The sequence below is a fragment of the Cellulomonas algicola genome, assembly GCF_003851725.1.
In the GTDB taxonomy this organism is placed as follows: Bacteria; Actinomycetota; Actinomycetes; order Actinomycetales; family Cellulomonadaceae; genus Cellulomonas; species Cellulomonas algicola.
In genome coordinates, this window is sequence record NZ_BHYL01000315.1 from 1 (window position 1) to 14112 (window position 14112).

Below are 14112 nucleotides of genomic sequence, written 5' to 3' on the forward strand. Positions count from 1 at the left end.
GCGTCCGCGCGGGCCCGGTCGGCGCGCACGACCTCCGCGTCGGCCTCGGCCCGCAGCGCGCCGATCCTGTCCGCGACCGCCGCGAGCCGCGCCTCGTGGTTGCGCGTGGCCGCCGCGAGCGCGGTCAGCTCCTGGAGCAGCCGGTCCTGGCTGCGCTGCGCCGTCTCCAGCGCCTGCATCCGCGAGCTGAACTCGTCCAGGTCCTCCGCGTCGAGCACGACCGCCAGTCCGGAGGCGCCGGCGCCGCCGCGCTGCGCCTGCCGCGCGAGCTGCCCGATCGCGGCGCGCACCTCGTCGTCGCGGGCGCTGGTCCGCGCGAGGCCGTCGCGCAGCGTGGACTGCTGCTCGCGGGCGTCGACGAGGCGCGCCGCCAGGATCTCCGCGCGACGCTCCGCGCCGTCGAGCGTCGCCTGAGCCGCGCGCAGCTGCTCCTGCGCGGCGGGCAGCCGCGTCTCCGTCTCGGCGAGCTCCGCGACGGCCCGCGCGAGGTCCGCCGACAGCCCTTCGACCGACGCGCGGAGGTCGTCGGTCCGCTGCCGAGCGCCCTCGGCCTGCTCCTGCGCGGAGCGCCGACGGTCGTCCAGGTCGTCGGCCGCACCGGCCGCGGCCTGCAGCGGGAGCAGCAGCGCGGCCGCCACGAGGACGGCGACGCCGCGGCGCGCGCGGGGCGGTCGGCGCCGGTCGACGGACGGCACCTCGGTCGGATCGGGCACCGGGCGACGGTAGGTGGAGTCGTGCGCCTCGCGGCGGCGGCGCGCCCGGGTGCCGCTGAACCTCATCCGGTCGGCAGGGACGTCGAGGCCGCCCGACGGGCGCCGGGCTGCTCGTCGCGCGACCGCTGCGACGTTCGCCCGTCGCACCCCTCAACCCTGCGGGCCTCCGGTCGATCGACCTGGGGGAAGGAGGACCATGGACGCGATCATGGGCATCGCCCAGCGCATGGCGGAGATCCGCGGCAGCCTGCAGGCCGTCGCGCCCGCACCGGTGGCGCCCCGCACGACGACCGCCTCGCCGACGGCGGCGACGTTCGCGGCCGCGCTCGAGACCGCCGTGTCGCAGACGCAGGGGACGTCGACCGCGCGCGACGCGTCCGGCGTCCCGGCGGACCTCGCGCGGTACGGCAACGGCCGGATCCCGCCCGACGCGCTCGCGCCCGTCGGCTCGACCGGCCACCGCCTCTGGGCACCCGCCGCGCAGGCGTTCGGCGACCTGACGGCAGCGGCCGCACGCGACGGCGTGCGGATCGGCATCACCGACTCCTACCGCTCCTACGACGCGCAGGTCGACGTCGCTGCACGCAAGGGCCTCTACTCGCAGGGCGGCCTCGCCGCCGCGCCCGGGACGAGCCCGCACGGCTGGGGGCTCGCGCTCGACCTCGCCCTCGACGACCGCGCGCAGGCGTGGATGCGTGCCAACGCCGGCACGTACGGCTTCGTGGAGGACACGCCGCGCGAGCCGTGGCACTGGGTCTACTCGCGCTGATCCTCACGGACTCCCGTGCCGTCGCGCCCCTGGGTGCGGCGCCTGGGGACCATTGGCCCTGCCCGGCGCGTCGCCCGCGGGACGACGCTGGAGAGGTGCAGGCGACGGTGCCTGCGCGTCGGGAGGGGAGGAGCCATGAAGGCGCTCGTGTTCCACGGTCCGGGCCAGATCGCGTGGGAGGAGGTCCCGGACGCGCACCTGGTCGAGCCGACCGACGCGGTCGTGCGCATGGAGGCGACGACGATCTGCGGCACCGACCTGCACATCCTCAAGGGCGACGTGCCGGCCGTGACGGACGGCCGCGTCCTGGGCCACGAGGGTGTCGGCACGATCGTCGCGGTGGGCGGCGGTGTGCAGCGGCACGCGGTGGGGGACCGGGTCGTCGTGTCGTGCATCAGCGGGTGCGGCGTGTGCACGTCCTGCCGGAGCCAGAACCCGTCGCACTGCCTGGCGCCCGAAGGAGCGTCCGGGATCGGATGGGTCCTGGGCCACCTCGTCGACGGCACCCAGGCGGAGCTCGTGCGGGTGCCGTTCGCCGACACCTCGCTGCACGCCCTGCCGGCGTCCGTGCCGGACGAGCTCGCCGTCCTGCTGTCCGACATCCTGCCGACGGGCTTCGAGATCGGCGTGCAGTACGGGCACGTCCGGCCCGGCGACACGGTGGCCGTCGTGGGCGCGGGACCGGTCGGGCTCGCCGCAGTCGCGACGTGCGCGCTGCACGGCGCGGCGCAGGTCGTCGCGGTCGACCGCGACCGGCACCGTCTCGACGTCGCCAAGGAGCTCGGAGCCACGCTCTCGGTCGACGCCCGGGCGGACTGGAAGGCCGAGATCATGGGCGTCACCGACGGAGCGGGCGTCGACGTCGCGATCGAGTGCGTCGGCGTCCCGGAGACGTTCACGATGTGCACCGAGCTGGTGCGTCCCGGCGGGCACGTCGCCAACGTGGGCGTGCACGGCCGGCCGGTCGAGCTCGCGCTCCAGGACCTGTGGATCCGGAACATCACGATCACCACGGGCCTCGTGAACACCACGACCCTGCCGATGCTGCTGCGCCTCGTCGCCGCGGGGAAGCTGCCGGTGGAGGCGTTCGTGACGCACCGGTTCGCGCTGTCCGACGTGCTCTCCGCCTACCGGACGTTCGGCAGCGCGGCCGACACGCACGCCCTCAAGGTCCTGATGACCGCGTGACGACCGCTGCCGCTCGACCGCGCCCGCACGGACGGGACCCGGCGCCCGGCGACGGTCGCCCGCAGGACGTCGGGCGCGCGGCCCGAGCGGCACCGCTGACGACAGGACGGCGGGCGGTCACAACGTTTCTGCCACCCGGTCCGTCCTCGGTGGTGGAAGGTGGTGCACCACTGCGGCGGAGAGGACGACATGGACGACGCGCGCCGGCGCAGCGACGACGTCATGGGCGTCGTGGCGCGCGAGTGCGGGCGTCGCTGTGCGCGTACGCGTACCTGCTGACCGGTGACCTCCGGGACGCCGAGGACCTCGTGCAGGACGCCTTCGCCTGAGGTGTCCCAGTGGTTCGCGACGTGCCCCACCGCCGACAGCGACGAGGACGTGGCGCCCGGCACGTACGGCCTGTACGTCTACTCCGTGCTCCTCGCCGCCGGCGCACCGGACCTCTCCCCGTCACCACGGATCGCGGTCGGCGGGCCGTTCCCGGTCACGCTGCGCTGAACCCGCCCGGCGTGCTCCGTCGTCGGACGCCGTCCGCGACGTCGACGGGCGCACGCACGACTGAGGGCCGCCCCGGTTGCCCGGTGACGGCCCTCAGTCGTGCTGTGATGCTGGTGGGCGATACTGGGATCGAACCAGTGACCTCTTCCGTGTCAGGGAAGCGCGCTACCGCTGCGCCAATCGCCCGTGGGGGGACATGCTGCGAGGTGGAGATGGGATTCGAACCCACGTATACGGCTTTGCAGGCCGCTGCCTCGCCTCTCGGCCACTCCACCCTGAGACCGCAGTCCTCAGCGACTGAGCACCAGTCGATCAGGAGTGTCTGCCTCCGAGCGGACGACGGGATTCGAACCCGCGACCCTCACCTTGGCAAGGTGATGCTCTACCACTGAGCCACGTCCGCGCTGCACGTCCCCCGGTTTCTCACCGGCGTTCCGTGTGCGTCCCAGACTCTAACCGAGTCTTCCGGCCAGAGTCCAACTGGCTCCCGGAGCCGCGTGTTCATGCGGATCCGTGGGGTCGGACGACCGCCTCGCTACCGTGTGCGGGTGCACGAGCAGCCCTCCGTCAGCCCCGGGACCGCGTGGTTCGGCGACGTCGAGGCGTCGGGTGTCGTCGAGGCCGTGGACGTCCGTGACCAGCCGGAACGCCTGCGGACGCCGGGCTGGTGGGCCGTCGTGGGGGAGTTCGAGGGCGCGGTGCGGGCCTGGCGCTTCGCCGACGTGTCGCGTCGTTCCGAGCGCTCGCACGCGCCGGTGTGGCGCGGGCCACACGCGTCCGCCTGGGTGTCGTCGATGGGGGAGGACGCGTACCGCGGCGCGGTCGAGCGCGTCCGGTCGGCGGTGGCCGAGGGGGAGGTGTACCAGGCGAACCTCTGCCGGGTGCTGTCCGCGCCGCTCGCGGCGGGCGGCGACGGCGACGAGCCGGACGCGCACGCGCTCGCCGCGGTGCTCGCCGAGGGGAACCCGGCGCCCTTCGCCGGTGGTGTGCACGTGCCCCGCGGCGGCGGCGTCGATCCTGTGTGGGTCGTGAGCGCGTCCCCGGAGCTGTTCCTCCGCGTCGAGGACGGCGTCGTGACGTCGGCGCCCATCAAGGGGACCGCGGTGACCGTCGACGGCCTCACCGCGAAGGACCGGGCCGAGAACGTCATGATCACCGACCTCGTGCGCAACGACCTGCAGCGTGTGTGCCGGCCGGGCACGGTCGAGGTGACGACGCTCCTCGGCGAGGAGCAGCACCCGGGCCTCGTGCACCTCGTGTCGACCGTGCAGGGCACGCTCGACCCCGTGGTGGCGGCCGCTCCCGACCTGTGGGCCGGGCTGCTCGACGCGACGTACCCGCCCGGGTCGGTGTCGGGTGCGCCCAAGCTGGCCGCGCTCGACCTCATCACGGCGCTCGAGGCGGCACCCCGCGGGCCGTACTGCGGCGCGGTCGGCTGGGTCGAGGTCGGCGACGACGGGTCCGTCCGCGCCGAGCTCGCGGTGGGCATCCGGACGTTCTGGTGGCGCGACGGCGTGCTGCGGTTCGGCACGGGCGCGGGGATCACGTGGGGGAGCGACCCGGACGCCGAGTGGGCGGAGACGGCGCTCAAGGCGCGGCGGCTCGTGGCGCTCGCGTCGCGGTGACCTGCGCGCCCGTTGCCGCGCGGGGTGCGAGACTGGCGCGATGAGCGTCGTGATCTGGTCCGACGGTGCGCTGCGCGAGCCCACCGACCCGCTCGTCACCGGTGTCGACCACGGCCTGACGGTCGGCGACGGCGTCTTCGAGACGTGCGCCGTCTACGAGGGGCAGGCGTTCGCGCTGACCCGGCACCTGCGTCGGCTCCGGCGCTCCGCGCTGGGCCTCGGCCTCGGCGAGCCCGACCTCGACGAGGTGCGCACGGCCGTCGACAAGGTGCTCGCCGTCGCCGGCGATGCGGGGCGCCTGCGGATCACGCTCACGGGCGGCCCGGGGCCGCTGGGCTCGCACCGGTTCGACCCCGAGGAGCAGCGGCAGACGCTCGTCGTGCTGGCCGGTCCGGCCACGCGCGCGCAGGTGTCGCGGGTCGTGCGCGTGCCCTGGGTGCGCAACGAGCGCTCGGCCGTCGCTGGCCTCAAGACGACGTCGTACGCGGAGAACGTCGTGGCGCTCGCCGAGGCGTACCGGCAGGGCGCCGACGAGGCGGTCCTCGCGAACACCGTCGGCGAGCTGTGCGAGGGCACGGGCTCGAACGTGTTCGTCGAGCGCGGCGGCGAGCTCGTCACCCCGCCGCTGTCGAGCGGCTGCCTGGCGGGCATCACGCGCGAGCTGCTGCTCGAGTGGGGCGCCGCCGACGGCATGCCCGTCCGCGAGGCCGAGCCCGGCGAGCTGCCCTACGAGGTGCTCGACGAGGTCGTCGCGGGCGACGCCCACCTGCTGCTCAGCGGCTCGATCCGCAACATCGCCCCGACGGTGCGCGTCGACGCGGTCGACGTGGCCGCGGGACCGCTGTCGCTCGCCGCCCAGCGGCTGTTCCAGGAGCACGTGGGGCGCGACCTCGACCCGTGAGGTCGCCGGCCGCGCGCGCCCGCCGAGTCGCACGGCAGCGGGCTCCGGGGTGCTGGTGACCCGACGTCGCGAGGCCCGTGCGCTGCTCGTCCGGACGCACGACGACCGGCCCCGCCCTGCGGACGGAACCGGTCGGTGGTGCTGCGGTCAGGCCGTGAGCAGCGCTGCGATCAGGGCCGTGATCTCGCTCTCCATGCGGGCGCTCTCGGATCCCAGCGGGACGAGAGCCTCCGTCGAGGCGAGGAAGCGGGTGATGGGCTCGGTCGGCGCGGCGAGCAGGGCGCTGCCCTCGACCCCGTTGAGCGACACGAGCGTGTAGTCGGGGTCTTCGTCGCGCCACACCTGCACGTCGCCGGTCCCCGCGGGCGCGTCGGCCGAGGCGAGCATCCCGAGGGACAGCAGCTCGCGGCCGAGGAGCCACGTCGACATGGTGTGGGGTCCGGTGAAGACCGCGCGCACCGTGTACGGGTCCGACGTGCGGAAGGAGAGCTCGGCGCTGACCGGGATCACGCTCGCGTCGGAGCCGATCAGCTGCATGGCGACGACCTCGACGACGTCGTACGACGACTGCGTCATCGGGTCCTCCTGTCTCGCTAGGGCTGGAGGTCCCATCATGGCAGGACAGATGCCCGATTGGACCGGTCCCGGCCGCGAGTTCACCCGGAGGGACCTGTGCCATCACCCTCGTCGGCGAGAGCGGCCGTTTCGTGGCCCCGTGTCGATAACGGTATCGTCCACGACGCCCTCCGCGGACCGGAAGCCGGTTCGGAATCTGGCCGCAGGTTGGGTAGCATCCTCTTCGACGTCGCCCCCGGGCGAGGTCACGGGCGATTGGCTCAGTGGTAGAGCGCCTCGTTCACACCGAGGAGGTCACTGGTTCGAACCCAGTATCGCCCACCACCGAAGGCCCCGACCGGCGAGTCCGCTGGTCGGGGCCTTCGTCGTCCCGAGGCTCCGCGGGGGATCACCGCCGGCACGGACGTTCGCGCGAGGTTCACCCGTTCGGCCCACCGCAACCGCGGCGAGAAGGCACGTCGTGCGGCCCCGCGCGCAGGACCGTGCGCAGGGGAATCACGGCCGGTCGCGTCGTCGCGCGCCGGTAGCATCGAGGGGCCCGCCGCCCGGCCGGCACCCACCCAAGGAGGCAGCACCCGTGCCCGAGCTCATCCACCTCACCGTCGACGGCACCGCCACGACCGCCGAGCCGGGGACCACGGGCACGCAGCTCTTCGCCGACCGCCGCGACGTGCTCGTCGCCCGCGTCGACGGCGAGCTCCGCGACCTGCACCTCCCGGTGCCCGACGGCGCCGTCGTCGAGGGCGTGACCGCGGCCGACCCCGAGGGGCTCGCCGTGCTGCGGCACTCCGCGGCGCACGTGCTCGCGCAGGCGGTCCAGGAGATCAACCCCAAGGCGAAGCTCGGCATCGGCCCGCCCGTGACCGACGGCTTCTACTACGACTTCGACGTCGACACCCCGTTCACCCCCGAGGACCTGCGCGCGATCGAGAAGGTCATGGGGCGCATCGTCAAGGAGGGGCAGACCTTCCGCCGGTGGGACGTGACGGAGGTGGAGGCGCGCGAGGAGCTGAAGGACGAGCCCTACAAGCTCGAGCTCATCGGCCTCAAGGGCGACCCCGCGGCGGCCGACGGTGCGTCGGTCGAGGTCGGCCTCGGTGGCCTGAGCATCTACCAGAACGTGCGCGGCGCCGGTCGCGAGAGCGAGCAGGTCGTCTGGCAGGACCTCTGCCGCGGCCCGCACGTGCCGTCGACCCGCGCGCTCGGCAACGGGTTCCAGCTCACCCGCTCCGCGGCCGCGTACTGGCGGGGGAGCGAGAAGAACCCGCAGCTGCAGCGCGTCTACGGCACCGCGTGGCCCACCAAGGACGAGCTCAAGGCGTACCTCGACCGCGTCGCCGAGGCGGAGCGGCGCGACCACCGCCGGCTCGGCAACGAGCTCGACCTGTTCTCCTTCCCCGACGAGATCGGGTCCGGGCTCGCGGTGTTCCACCCCAAGGGCGGTCTCATCCGCATGGAGATGGAGGCGTACTCGCGCAAGCGGCACGTCGAGTCGGGGTACTCGTTCGTCAATACCCCGCACATCACCAAGGAGCGGCTGTTCCAGCTCTCCGGGCACCTCGACTGGTACTCCGACGGCATGTACCCCCCGATGCACCTCGACGAGGAGCTCGACGAGGAGGGGAACGTCAAGCGGCAGGGGCAGAACTACTACCTCAAGCCGATGAACTGCCCGATGCACAACCTCATCTACCGCTCGCGCGGCCGGTCCTACCGCGAGCTGCCGCTGCGGCTGTTCGAGTTCGGCACGGTGTACCGGTACGAGAAGTCGGGCGTGATCCACGGCATGACCCGCGCGCGCGGGTTCACGCAGGACGACGCCCACATCTACTGCACCAAGGAGCAGATGAAGGACGAGCTGACGAGCCTGCTCACCTTCGTCCTCGACCTGCTCAAGGACTACGGCCTCGACGACTTCTACCTCGAGCTGTCGACCAAGAACCCCGACAAGTTCGTCGGGTCGGACGACGTCTGGGAGGAGGCGACCGAGACGCTGCGCCAGGTCGCCGAGGCGTCCGGCCTGGACCTCGTCCCGGACCCGGGCGGCGCCGCGTTCTACGGCCCGAAGATCTCCGTGCAGGCCAAGGACGCGATCGGGCGGACCTGGCAGATGTCGACGATCCAGCTCGACTTCAACCTGCCCGAGCTGTTCGAGCTCGAGTACACCGCGCCCGACGGCTCGCGCCAGCGGCCGGTCATGATCCACCGCGCGCTGTTCGGGTCGATCGAGCGGTTCTTCGCGGTCCTCACCGAGCACTACGCGGGCGCGTTCCCCGCGTGGCTCGCGCCCGTCCAGGTGCTCGCCGTGCCGGTCGCCGAGCCGTTCGAGCCGTACCTCGAGCAGGTCGTCGCGCAGCTGCGCGCGGAGGGCATCCGCGCGGAGATCGACCGCTCCGACGACCGGTTCGGCAAGAAGATCCGCAACGCGTCGACGCAGAAGATCCCGTTCGTGCTCATCGCCGGTGGCGAGGACGCCGACGCGGGTGCCGTGTCGTTCCGGTACCGCGACGGCCGTCAGGACAACGGCGTGCCCGTCGCCGAGGCGGTCGAGCGGATCGTCACGGCCGTGCGCGAGCGCGCGCAGGTCTGACGCGTGAGCACCACCGACCCCGGTGCCGGGGCCGCGCACGACGACGTCGTCGCGAGCCCCGGCACCTCCGGGACCGACCGGCCGGGCGACCTCGCGGGCGTCCCGGACGGCTTCGAGCGGCTCTGGACGCCTCACCGCATGGCGTACATCGGCGGGCAGGACAAGCCGACCGACGCCGACGCCGGCCCCGGGTGCCCCTTCTGCCGCATCCCGTCGCTGCCCGACGAGGACGGTCTCGTCGTCGCGCGCGGCGAGACCGCCTACGTCGTCATGAACCTGTACCCCTACAACTCGGGGCACGTGCTCGTGTGCCCGTACCGCCACGTCGCCGACTACACGGACCTCACCGGCGACGAGGTCGTGGAGGTCGCCGCGCTCACGCAGACGGCGATGCGCGTGCTGCGTGCGGTGTCGGGCCCGCACGGCTTCAACCTCGGCATGAACCAGGGCGACGTCGCCGGCGCCGGGATCGCCGCCCACCTGCACCAGCACGTCGTCCCGCGCTGGGGCGGCGACTCGAACTTCCTGCCGATCGTCGGACGCAGCCGTGCGCTGCCCGAGCTGCTCGGCGACACGCGGGCACGCCTCGCGGCGGCGTGGCCGGGCGCCGAGACCGGCGGCACCAGCGCCGACGTGGACGCGAAGGGATGACCGGCACGTGCTGAACCGACTCCGGGGCGCGATGCAACGCGTCCTCACGCCCCTCGCGTCCGCGCTGCTGCGCCTGGGCGTCTCGCCTGACGCGGTGACGATCGCCGGCACCCTCGTCGTCGTCGTCACGGCGTTGTGGGCCTTCCCGACCGGCCATCTGTTCCTCGGCGCGCTGCTCATCGGGCTGTTCGCGCTCACCGACTCCCTCGACGGCGTCATGGCGCGGCAGTCCGGCCGCTCCGGACCGTGGGGCGCGTTCCTCGACTCGACGCTCGACCGGTTCGGCGACGGCGCGATCTTCGCCGGTCTCGTCCTGTGGTTCTTCGGGCGCGGCGACGACGAGGTCACGGCCGTGCTCGCGCTCACCTGCCTCGTCCTGGGCTCCGTCGTGCCCTACGCCCGTGCACGTGCCGAAGGGCTCGGCATGTCCGCGTCCGGCGGCATCGCGGAGCGCGCGGACCGCCTGCTCGTCGCGCTCGTCGCGACCGCCGCCGTCGGGCTCGGAGCACCGACCGTCGTGCTGACGGTCGTCCTCGGGCTCCTCGCCGTCGCGTCGGCGGTCACCGTCGTGCAGCGGATGGCGAAGGTGCACCGCCAGGCCGTCGGGGTGACCGAGTGAACGTCGACATCGCCCGTCTCTACCGGCTCGCGTGGCGGTACGCCGGCAAGGTGCCCGGCCCCGTCCTGCGGGGCGCCGCGCGGCTCGCCGCCGACGTGACCTGGCTGCGTCGCGGCGGCGGGGTCCGACGCCTCGAGAAGAACCTCGGCCGCGCCCGGCCCGACCTCGACGCGCGCGCTCTGCGGCGCCTCAGCCGTGCCGGCATGCGCTCCTACATGCGCTACTTCACCGAGGCGTTCGCGCTGGTCGGCGTCTCGCAGGAGCAGGTCGACGCCCGGGTGCGCGCCGTGCACCGCGAGCGGGCGCAGCCGTACCTCGACGCCGACGGCCCGATCCTCATGGCGCTGGGCCACGTCGGGAACTGGGACCTCGCGGGCGCCTGGGCCACCCGGCACCTCGCACCCGTGACGACGGTCGCCGAGCGCCTCGAGCCCGAGGAGCTGTTCCAGGAGTTCGTCGCGTTCCGCGAGAGCATCGGGCTGCGGATCATCCCGCTGTCCGGCGGCGGCGACGTGTTCCGCGACCTCATCCGCGCCGCACGCGGCAGCGCCGCCGTGATCCCGCTGCTCGCGGACCGCGACCTCACCGCGAAGGGCGTCGAGGTCGACCTGTTCGGGCACCGCGCACGCGTCGCTGCCGGGCCGGCGGCGCTCGCGGTGTCGACCGGTGTGCCGCTGTTCCCCGTCCTCGTCCGCTACGAGCGGCTGCGCGGCGCCCGGCGCCGGGCTGCCGGTTCGCCGTGGGGCGTGACGATCGAGTTCAGCCCGGTGGTGCCCGTGCCCGAGGGCCTGCCCCGGGCCGAGCAGATCCGCGTCATGACGCAGGCGTGGGTCGACGCGCTGGCCGACGGCATCCGGCAGTACCCGCAGGACTGGCACATGCTGCAGCGGGTGTTCGTCGACGACCTCGACCCGGCCCGGTACGCGGCGACGGTCGCCGCGTCCGAGGGCGGGTCGTGAGGCTCGGCCGGGGGCGCGGCGACGGACGCCGGCTCCGCGTCGGGATCGTCTGCCCGTACTCGTTCGACGTGCCCGGCGGCGTGCAGTTCCACGTGCGCGACCTCGCCGAGGCCCTCCTTGCACGTGGGCACGAGGTCTCGGTGCTCGCGCCCGCCGACGACGACACGCCCGTCCCGCCGTACCTCACGGCCGCCGGCAAGGCCGTGCCGGTCCGCTACAACGGCTCGGTCGCGCGCCTGACGTTCGGGCCGATGACCGCCGCGCGCGTGCGCAAGTGGCTGGCCGCGGGGCAGTTCGACGTGCTGCACCTGCACGAGCCCGTGACGCCGAGCCTCAGCATGCTCGCGCTGTGGATCGCCGACGGCCCGGTCGTCGCGACGTTCCACACGTCGCAGGTGCGCTCGCGCTCGATGCAGGTCGCGTACCCGCTGGTCCGCCAGTCGCTCGAGAAGATCTCCGCGCGCATCGCGGTGTCGGAGGACGCGCGCCGGACGCTCGTCGAGCACCTCGGGGGCGACGCGGTCGTCATCCCGAACGGGGTCTACGTCGACGCGTTCGCGCAGGCGCGTCCGGACGCGCGCTGGACGGGCACGCCGTCGGCGCCGACGGTCGCGTTCCTGGGCCGGCTCGACGAGTCGCGCAAGGGCCTGCCGGTGCTGCTCGGCGCCGTGGGACGCGCGCTCGACGAGCTGCCGGGCGCACGCTTCCTGGTCGCGGGTCGCGGCGACTCCGGGCCGGAGCAGGCGCGCGAGGTGCTGGGCGACCGTGCGGGCGCCGTCGAGTTCCTCGGCGGGGTCTCGGACGAGGACAAGGCCCGGCTCCTCGCGTCCGTCGACGTGTACTGCGCGCCCCAGACGGGCGGCGAGAGCTTCGGCATCGTGCTCGTCGAGGCGATGAGCGCGGGCACGGCGGTGGTCGCGAGCGACCTCGGTGCATTCTCGCGCGTGCTCGACGACGGCGCCGCGGGCGTCCTGTTCCGCACGGGCGACAGCGAGGACCTCGCGCGCACGCTCGTGCGCGTGCTGCGGGACGCGGACCTGCGCGCCCGCGTCGTCGAGACCGCGCGCACGTCGGTGCGGCGGTACGACTGGTCGGTCGTGACCGACCAGGTGCACGCGGTGTACGAGATGGTCGTCGCCGGACGGGACGCGCCGGTCGGCGAGGACCCGTCGTCGGTGCGGGGTGCGCGGCTCCTCGAGCTGCGCCGGTCGTGGGGTGAGCGGTGAGCTGGTCCGAGGTCACGGTCGTCGTCGTCCTGGTGGTGGCGCTCGGCCTCTGGTGGGCGTGGGTCGCCGCGTCGCGGCTCGACCGCCTGCACCGCAAGGTCGCCGCGTCGCGCGCGGTCGTCGAGGCCCAGCTGCTGCGTCGGGCGACCGTCGCCGCGGGTCTCGCGACGTCCGGGCAGCTCGACCCCGTGAGCTCGGTGCTCGTCGCGGAGGCCGCGTGGGCGTCGCTGTCGACCGGCACGTCGACGAACGACGCCGGCGCGCTGCCGCCGGGGATGCGCGACCTGCTGTCGGAGGAGGCAGCGTCGTCGTCGGGCGACCCCGACGCGCGCGGGCGCGTCGAGAGCGAGCTGTCCGCGACCCTGCGCGAGGCGCTCGGCGACCCCGACGACGTCGCCGCGCTGCGTGCCGACCCGGACGGGGACGAGCTGCTCGGCAGCCTCGGGTCCGCCTGGTACCGCGTGCAGCTCGCGCGGCGGTTCCACAACGAGGCCGTGGCCCAGACGCTGCGCGCGCGGCGCGGTCCGCTCGTGCGGCTCTTCCGTCTCGCCGGGCACGCGCCCGCGCCGCGCACGCTCGAGCTCGACGACGAGTGGCCGGCGGCGCTGGGGCGGCCCGGTGCGCGCGCGTCCGAGGGGCGCGTCGGCGGGGTGACCGGACCCGGCGTCGAGGGGCCGTCCGCCGCGGTCTGAGAGACGCACCACACCGCGGCCCGGAGCATGGACGGCGCCGGGGAGCCGCTCGGCGAGCGACTACGATGGGAGGACGGGCGGACGCCCGGCCCTCCACCCGCACCACATCATGTGAGGCTCGACGTGACCAGCGAGAACACCCAGCCGACCACCACGACGCAGGAGCCGACCGTCGGCACCGCGCGGGTCAAGCGCGGCATGGCGGAGATGCTCAAGGGCGGCGTGATCATGGACGTCGTCACCGCGGAGCAGGCGAAGATCGCCGAGGACGCGGGTGCCGTCGCCGTCATGGCGCTCGAGCGCGTCCCGGCCGACATCCGTGCGCAGGGCGGCGTCGCGCGCATGAGCGACCCGGACCTCATCGACGGCATCATCGAGGCCGTCTCCATCCCCGTCATGGCGAAGGCGCGCATCGGCCACTTCGTCGAGGCGCAGGTGCTGCAGTCACTCGGCGTCGACTACGTCGACGAGTCCGAGGTCCTGACGCCCGCCGACTACGCGCACCACATCGACAAGTGGGCGTTCACCGTCCCGTTCGTGTGCGGGGCGACCAACCTGGGCGAGGCGCTGCGTCGCATCACCGAGGGCGCCGCGATGATCCGCTCGAAGGGCGAGGCCGGTACGGGCGACGTCTCGAACGCGACGACCCACATGCGCACGCTGCGCGACGAGATCCGCCGGCTGACGTCGCTGCCCGAGGACGAGCTGTACCTCGCCGCCAAGGAGCTCCAGGCGCCGTTCGACCTCGTCAAGGAGGTCGCGACCGCCGGCAAGCTGCCCGTCGTCCTGTTCACCGCGGGCGGCATCGCCACGCCGGCCGACGCCGCGATGATGATGCAGCTCGGCGCGGAGGGCGTCTTCGTCGGGTCGGGCATCTTCAAGTCCGGCAACCCGGCCGAGCGCGCGGCCGCGATCGTCAAGGCGACGACGTTCTACGACGACCCCGACGTCGTCGCGAAGGTCTCCCGCGGCCTCGGCGAGGCCATGGTCGGCATCAACGTCGACGACGTGCCGGTGCCGCACCGCCTCGCCGAGCGGGGCTGGTGACCTCCGACCCGCACGGACCCGGGGCCGCGGACGGCGTGACGTCGTCCGCGGCCCTCGG

The 14112-nt window shown here is 74.0% G+C and carries 14 protein-coding genes and 4 tRNA genes; 13 read left to right on the top strand and 5 right to left on the bottom strand.

The genetic code is table 11. The annotated features are described in order from the left end of the window. On the bottom strand, positions 1-713 hold a 713-nt coding region (locus tag CTKZ_RS17475; protein WP_371852391.1), incomplete at its 3' end, for a coiled-coil domain-containing protein. 196 nt (positions 714-909) lie between these two features. Here CTKZ_RS17475 and CTKZ_RS17480 point away from each other — a divergent pair. From CTKZ_RS17480 to CTKZ_RS21715, 3 genes are all read left to right on the top strand, one after another. Further along, entirely contained in the window at positions 910-1482 is a 573-nt protein-coding gene (locus CTKZ_RS17480; protein WP_124344140.1) for a M15 family metallopeptidase, read from the top strand. 135 nt (positions 1483-1617) lie between these two features. Beyond that, entirely contained in the window at positions 1618-2670 is a 1053-nt protein-coding gene (locus CTKZ_RS17485; protein ID WP_124344141.1) for a zinc-dependent alcohol dehydrogenase family protein, read from the top strand. 330 nt (positions 2671-3000) lie between these two features. Then, complete coding sequence (locus CTKZ_RS21715) at positions 3001-3168, top strand: hypothetical protein (protein ID WP_160142931.1); 168 nt, start codon at positions 3001-3003, stop codon at positions 3166-3168. A 111-nt stretch (positions 3169-3279) separates the two neighbouring features. On the opposite strand, the gene CTKZ_RS17490 is transcribed toward CTKZ_RS21715, so the two are convergent. From CTKZ_RS17490 to CTKZ_RS17500, 3 genes are all read right to left on the bottom strand, one after another. After that, positions 3280-3354: transfer RNA gene (locus CTKZ_RS17490), tRNA-Val, on the bottom strand. An 18-nt stretch (positions 3355-3372) separates the two neighbouring features. After that, positions 3373-3443: transfer RNA gene (locus CTKZ_RS17495), tRNA-Cys, on the bottom strand. A 56-nt stretch (positions 3444-3499) separates the two neighbouring features. Further along, positions 3500-3571, bottom strand: a tRNA-Gly gene (locus CTKZ_RS17500). Positions 3572-3671: 100 nt separating this feature from the next. Between CTKZ_RS17500 and CTKZ_RS17505 the strand changes: the two genes are divergently transcribed. Together CTKZ_RS17505 and CTKZ_RS17510 are read left to right on the top strand one after the other, a co-directional pair. After that, positions 3672-4793 carry a chorismate-binding protein gene (locus CTKZ_RS17505; protein ID WP_124344142.1) on the top strand — a complete coding sequence of 374 codons (1122 nt, stop codon included), beginning with the start codon at positions 3672-3674 and terminating at the stop codon, positions 4791-4793. Between the two features lie 40 nt (positions 4794-4833). After that, complete coding sequence (locus CTKZ_RS17510) at positions 4834-5694, top strand: aminotransferase class IV (protein WP_124344143.1); 861 nt, start codon at positions 4834-4836, stop codon at positions 5692-5694. A 147-nt stretch (positions 5695-5841) separates the two neighbouring features. Here CTKZ_RS17510 and CTKZ_RS17515 read toward each other — a convergent pair whose 3' ends face one another. After that, positions 5842-6270, bottom strand: a complete 429-nt coding sequence (locus tag CTKZ_RS17515) for an SsgA family sporulation/cell division regulator (protein ID WP_124344144.1) — start codon at positions 6268-6270, stop codon at positions 5842-5844. A gap of 249 nt (positions 6271-6519) precedes the next feature. Here CTKZ_RS17515 and CTKZ_RS17520 point away from each other — a divergent pair. The 8 genes from CTKZ_RS17520 (at position 6520) to pdxS (ending at position 14054) form a co-directional block, all read left to right on the top strand. Continuing rightward, a tRNA-Val gene (locus CTKZ_RS17520) sits at positions 6520-6594 on the top strand. Between the two features lie 253 nt (positions 6595-6847). Next, the gene (thrS, locus tag CTKZ_RS17525) at positions 6848-8860 is read left to right on the top strand and encodes a threonine--tRNA ligase (RefSeq protein WP_124344145.1); all 2013 of its coding nucleotides are present in this window, start codon (positions 6848-6850) and stop codon (positions 8858-8860) included. Between the two features lie 3 nt (positions 8861-8863). Next, on the top strand, positions 8864-9511 hold the full coding sequence (locus CTKZ_RS17530; RefSeq protein WP_235843540.1) for an HIT family protein: 648 nt from the start codon (positions 8864-8866) through the stop codon (positions 9509-9511). 7 nt (positions 9512-9518) lie between these two features. Further along, positions 9519-10130, top strand: a complete 612-nt coding sequence (pgsA, locus tag CTKZ_RS17535) for a phosphatidylinositol phosphate synthase (protein ID WP_124344146.1) — start codon at positions 9519-9521, stop codon at positions 10128-10130. Beyond that, positions 10127-11089 carry a phosphatidylinositol mannoside acyltransferase gene (locus CTKZ_RS17540; protein WP_124344147.1) on the top strand — a complete coding sequence of 321 codons (963 nt, stop codon included), beginning with the start codon at positions 10127-10129 and terminating at the stop codon, positions 11087-11089. Before pgsA ends, CTKZ_RS17540 begins: the two co-directional genes overlap by 4 nt. After that, on the top strand, positions 11086-12315 hold the full coding sequence (locus CTKZ_RS17545) for a glycosyltransferase family 4 protein (RefSeq protein ID WP_124344148.1): 1230 nt from the start codon (positions 11086-11088) through the stop codon (positions 12313-12315). Before CTKZ_RS17540 ends, CTKZ_RS17545 begins: the two co-directional genes overlap by 4 nt. Beyond that, positions 12312-13007, top strand: a complete 696-nt coding sequence (locus CTKZ_RS17550) for a hypothetical protein (protein ID WP_124344149.1) — start codon at positions 12312-12314, stop codon at positions 13005-13007. Before CTKZ_RS17545 ends, CTKZ_RS17550 begins: the two co-directional genes overlap by 4 nt. 123 nt (positions 13008-13130) lie before the next feature. Continuing rightward, positions 13131-14054, top strand: a complete 924-nt coding sequence (pdxS, locus tag CTKZ_RS17555; protein WP_124344150.1) for a pyridoxal 5'-phosphate synthase lyase subunit PdxS — start codon at positions 13131-13133, stop codon at positions 14052-14054. Positions 14055-14112: the final 58 nt, after the last annotated feature.

Excerpts from the sequence above, each read along its gene's own strand:
- CTKZ_RS17480 (WP_124344140.1), top strand. The coding sequence starts at position 910 with ATGGACGCGATCATGGGCATCGCCCAGCGCATGGCGGAGATCCGCGGC.
- CTKZ_RS17485 (WP_124344141.1), top strand. The coding sequence starts at position 1,618 with ATGAAGGCGCTCGTGTTCCACGGTCCGGGCCAGATCGCGTGGGAGGAG.
- CTKZ_RS17505 (WP_124344142.1), top strand. The coding sequence starts at position 3,672 with ATGCGGATCCGTGGGGTCGGACGACCGCCTCGCTACCGTGTGCGGGTG.
- CTKZ_RS17510 (WP_124344143.1), top strand. The coding sequence starts at position 4,834 with ATGAGCGTCGTGATCTGGTCCGACGGTGCGCTGCGCGAGCCCACCGAC.
- CTKZ_RS17515 (WP_124344144.1), bottom strand. The coding sequence starts at position 6,270 with ATGACGCAGTCGTCGTACGACGTCGTCGAGGTCGTCGCCATGCAGCTG.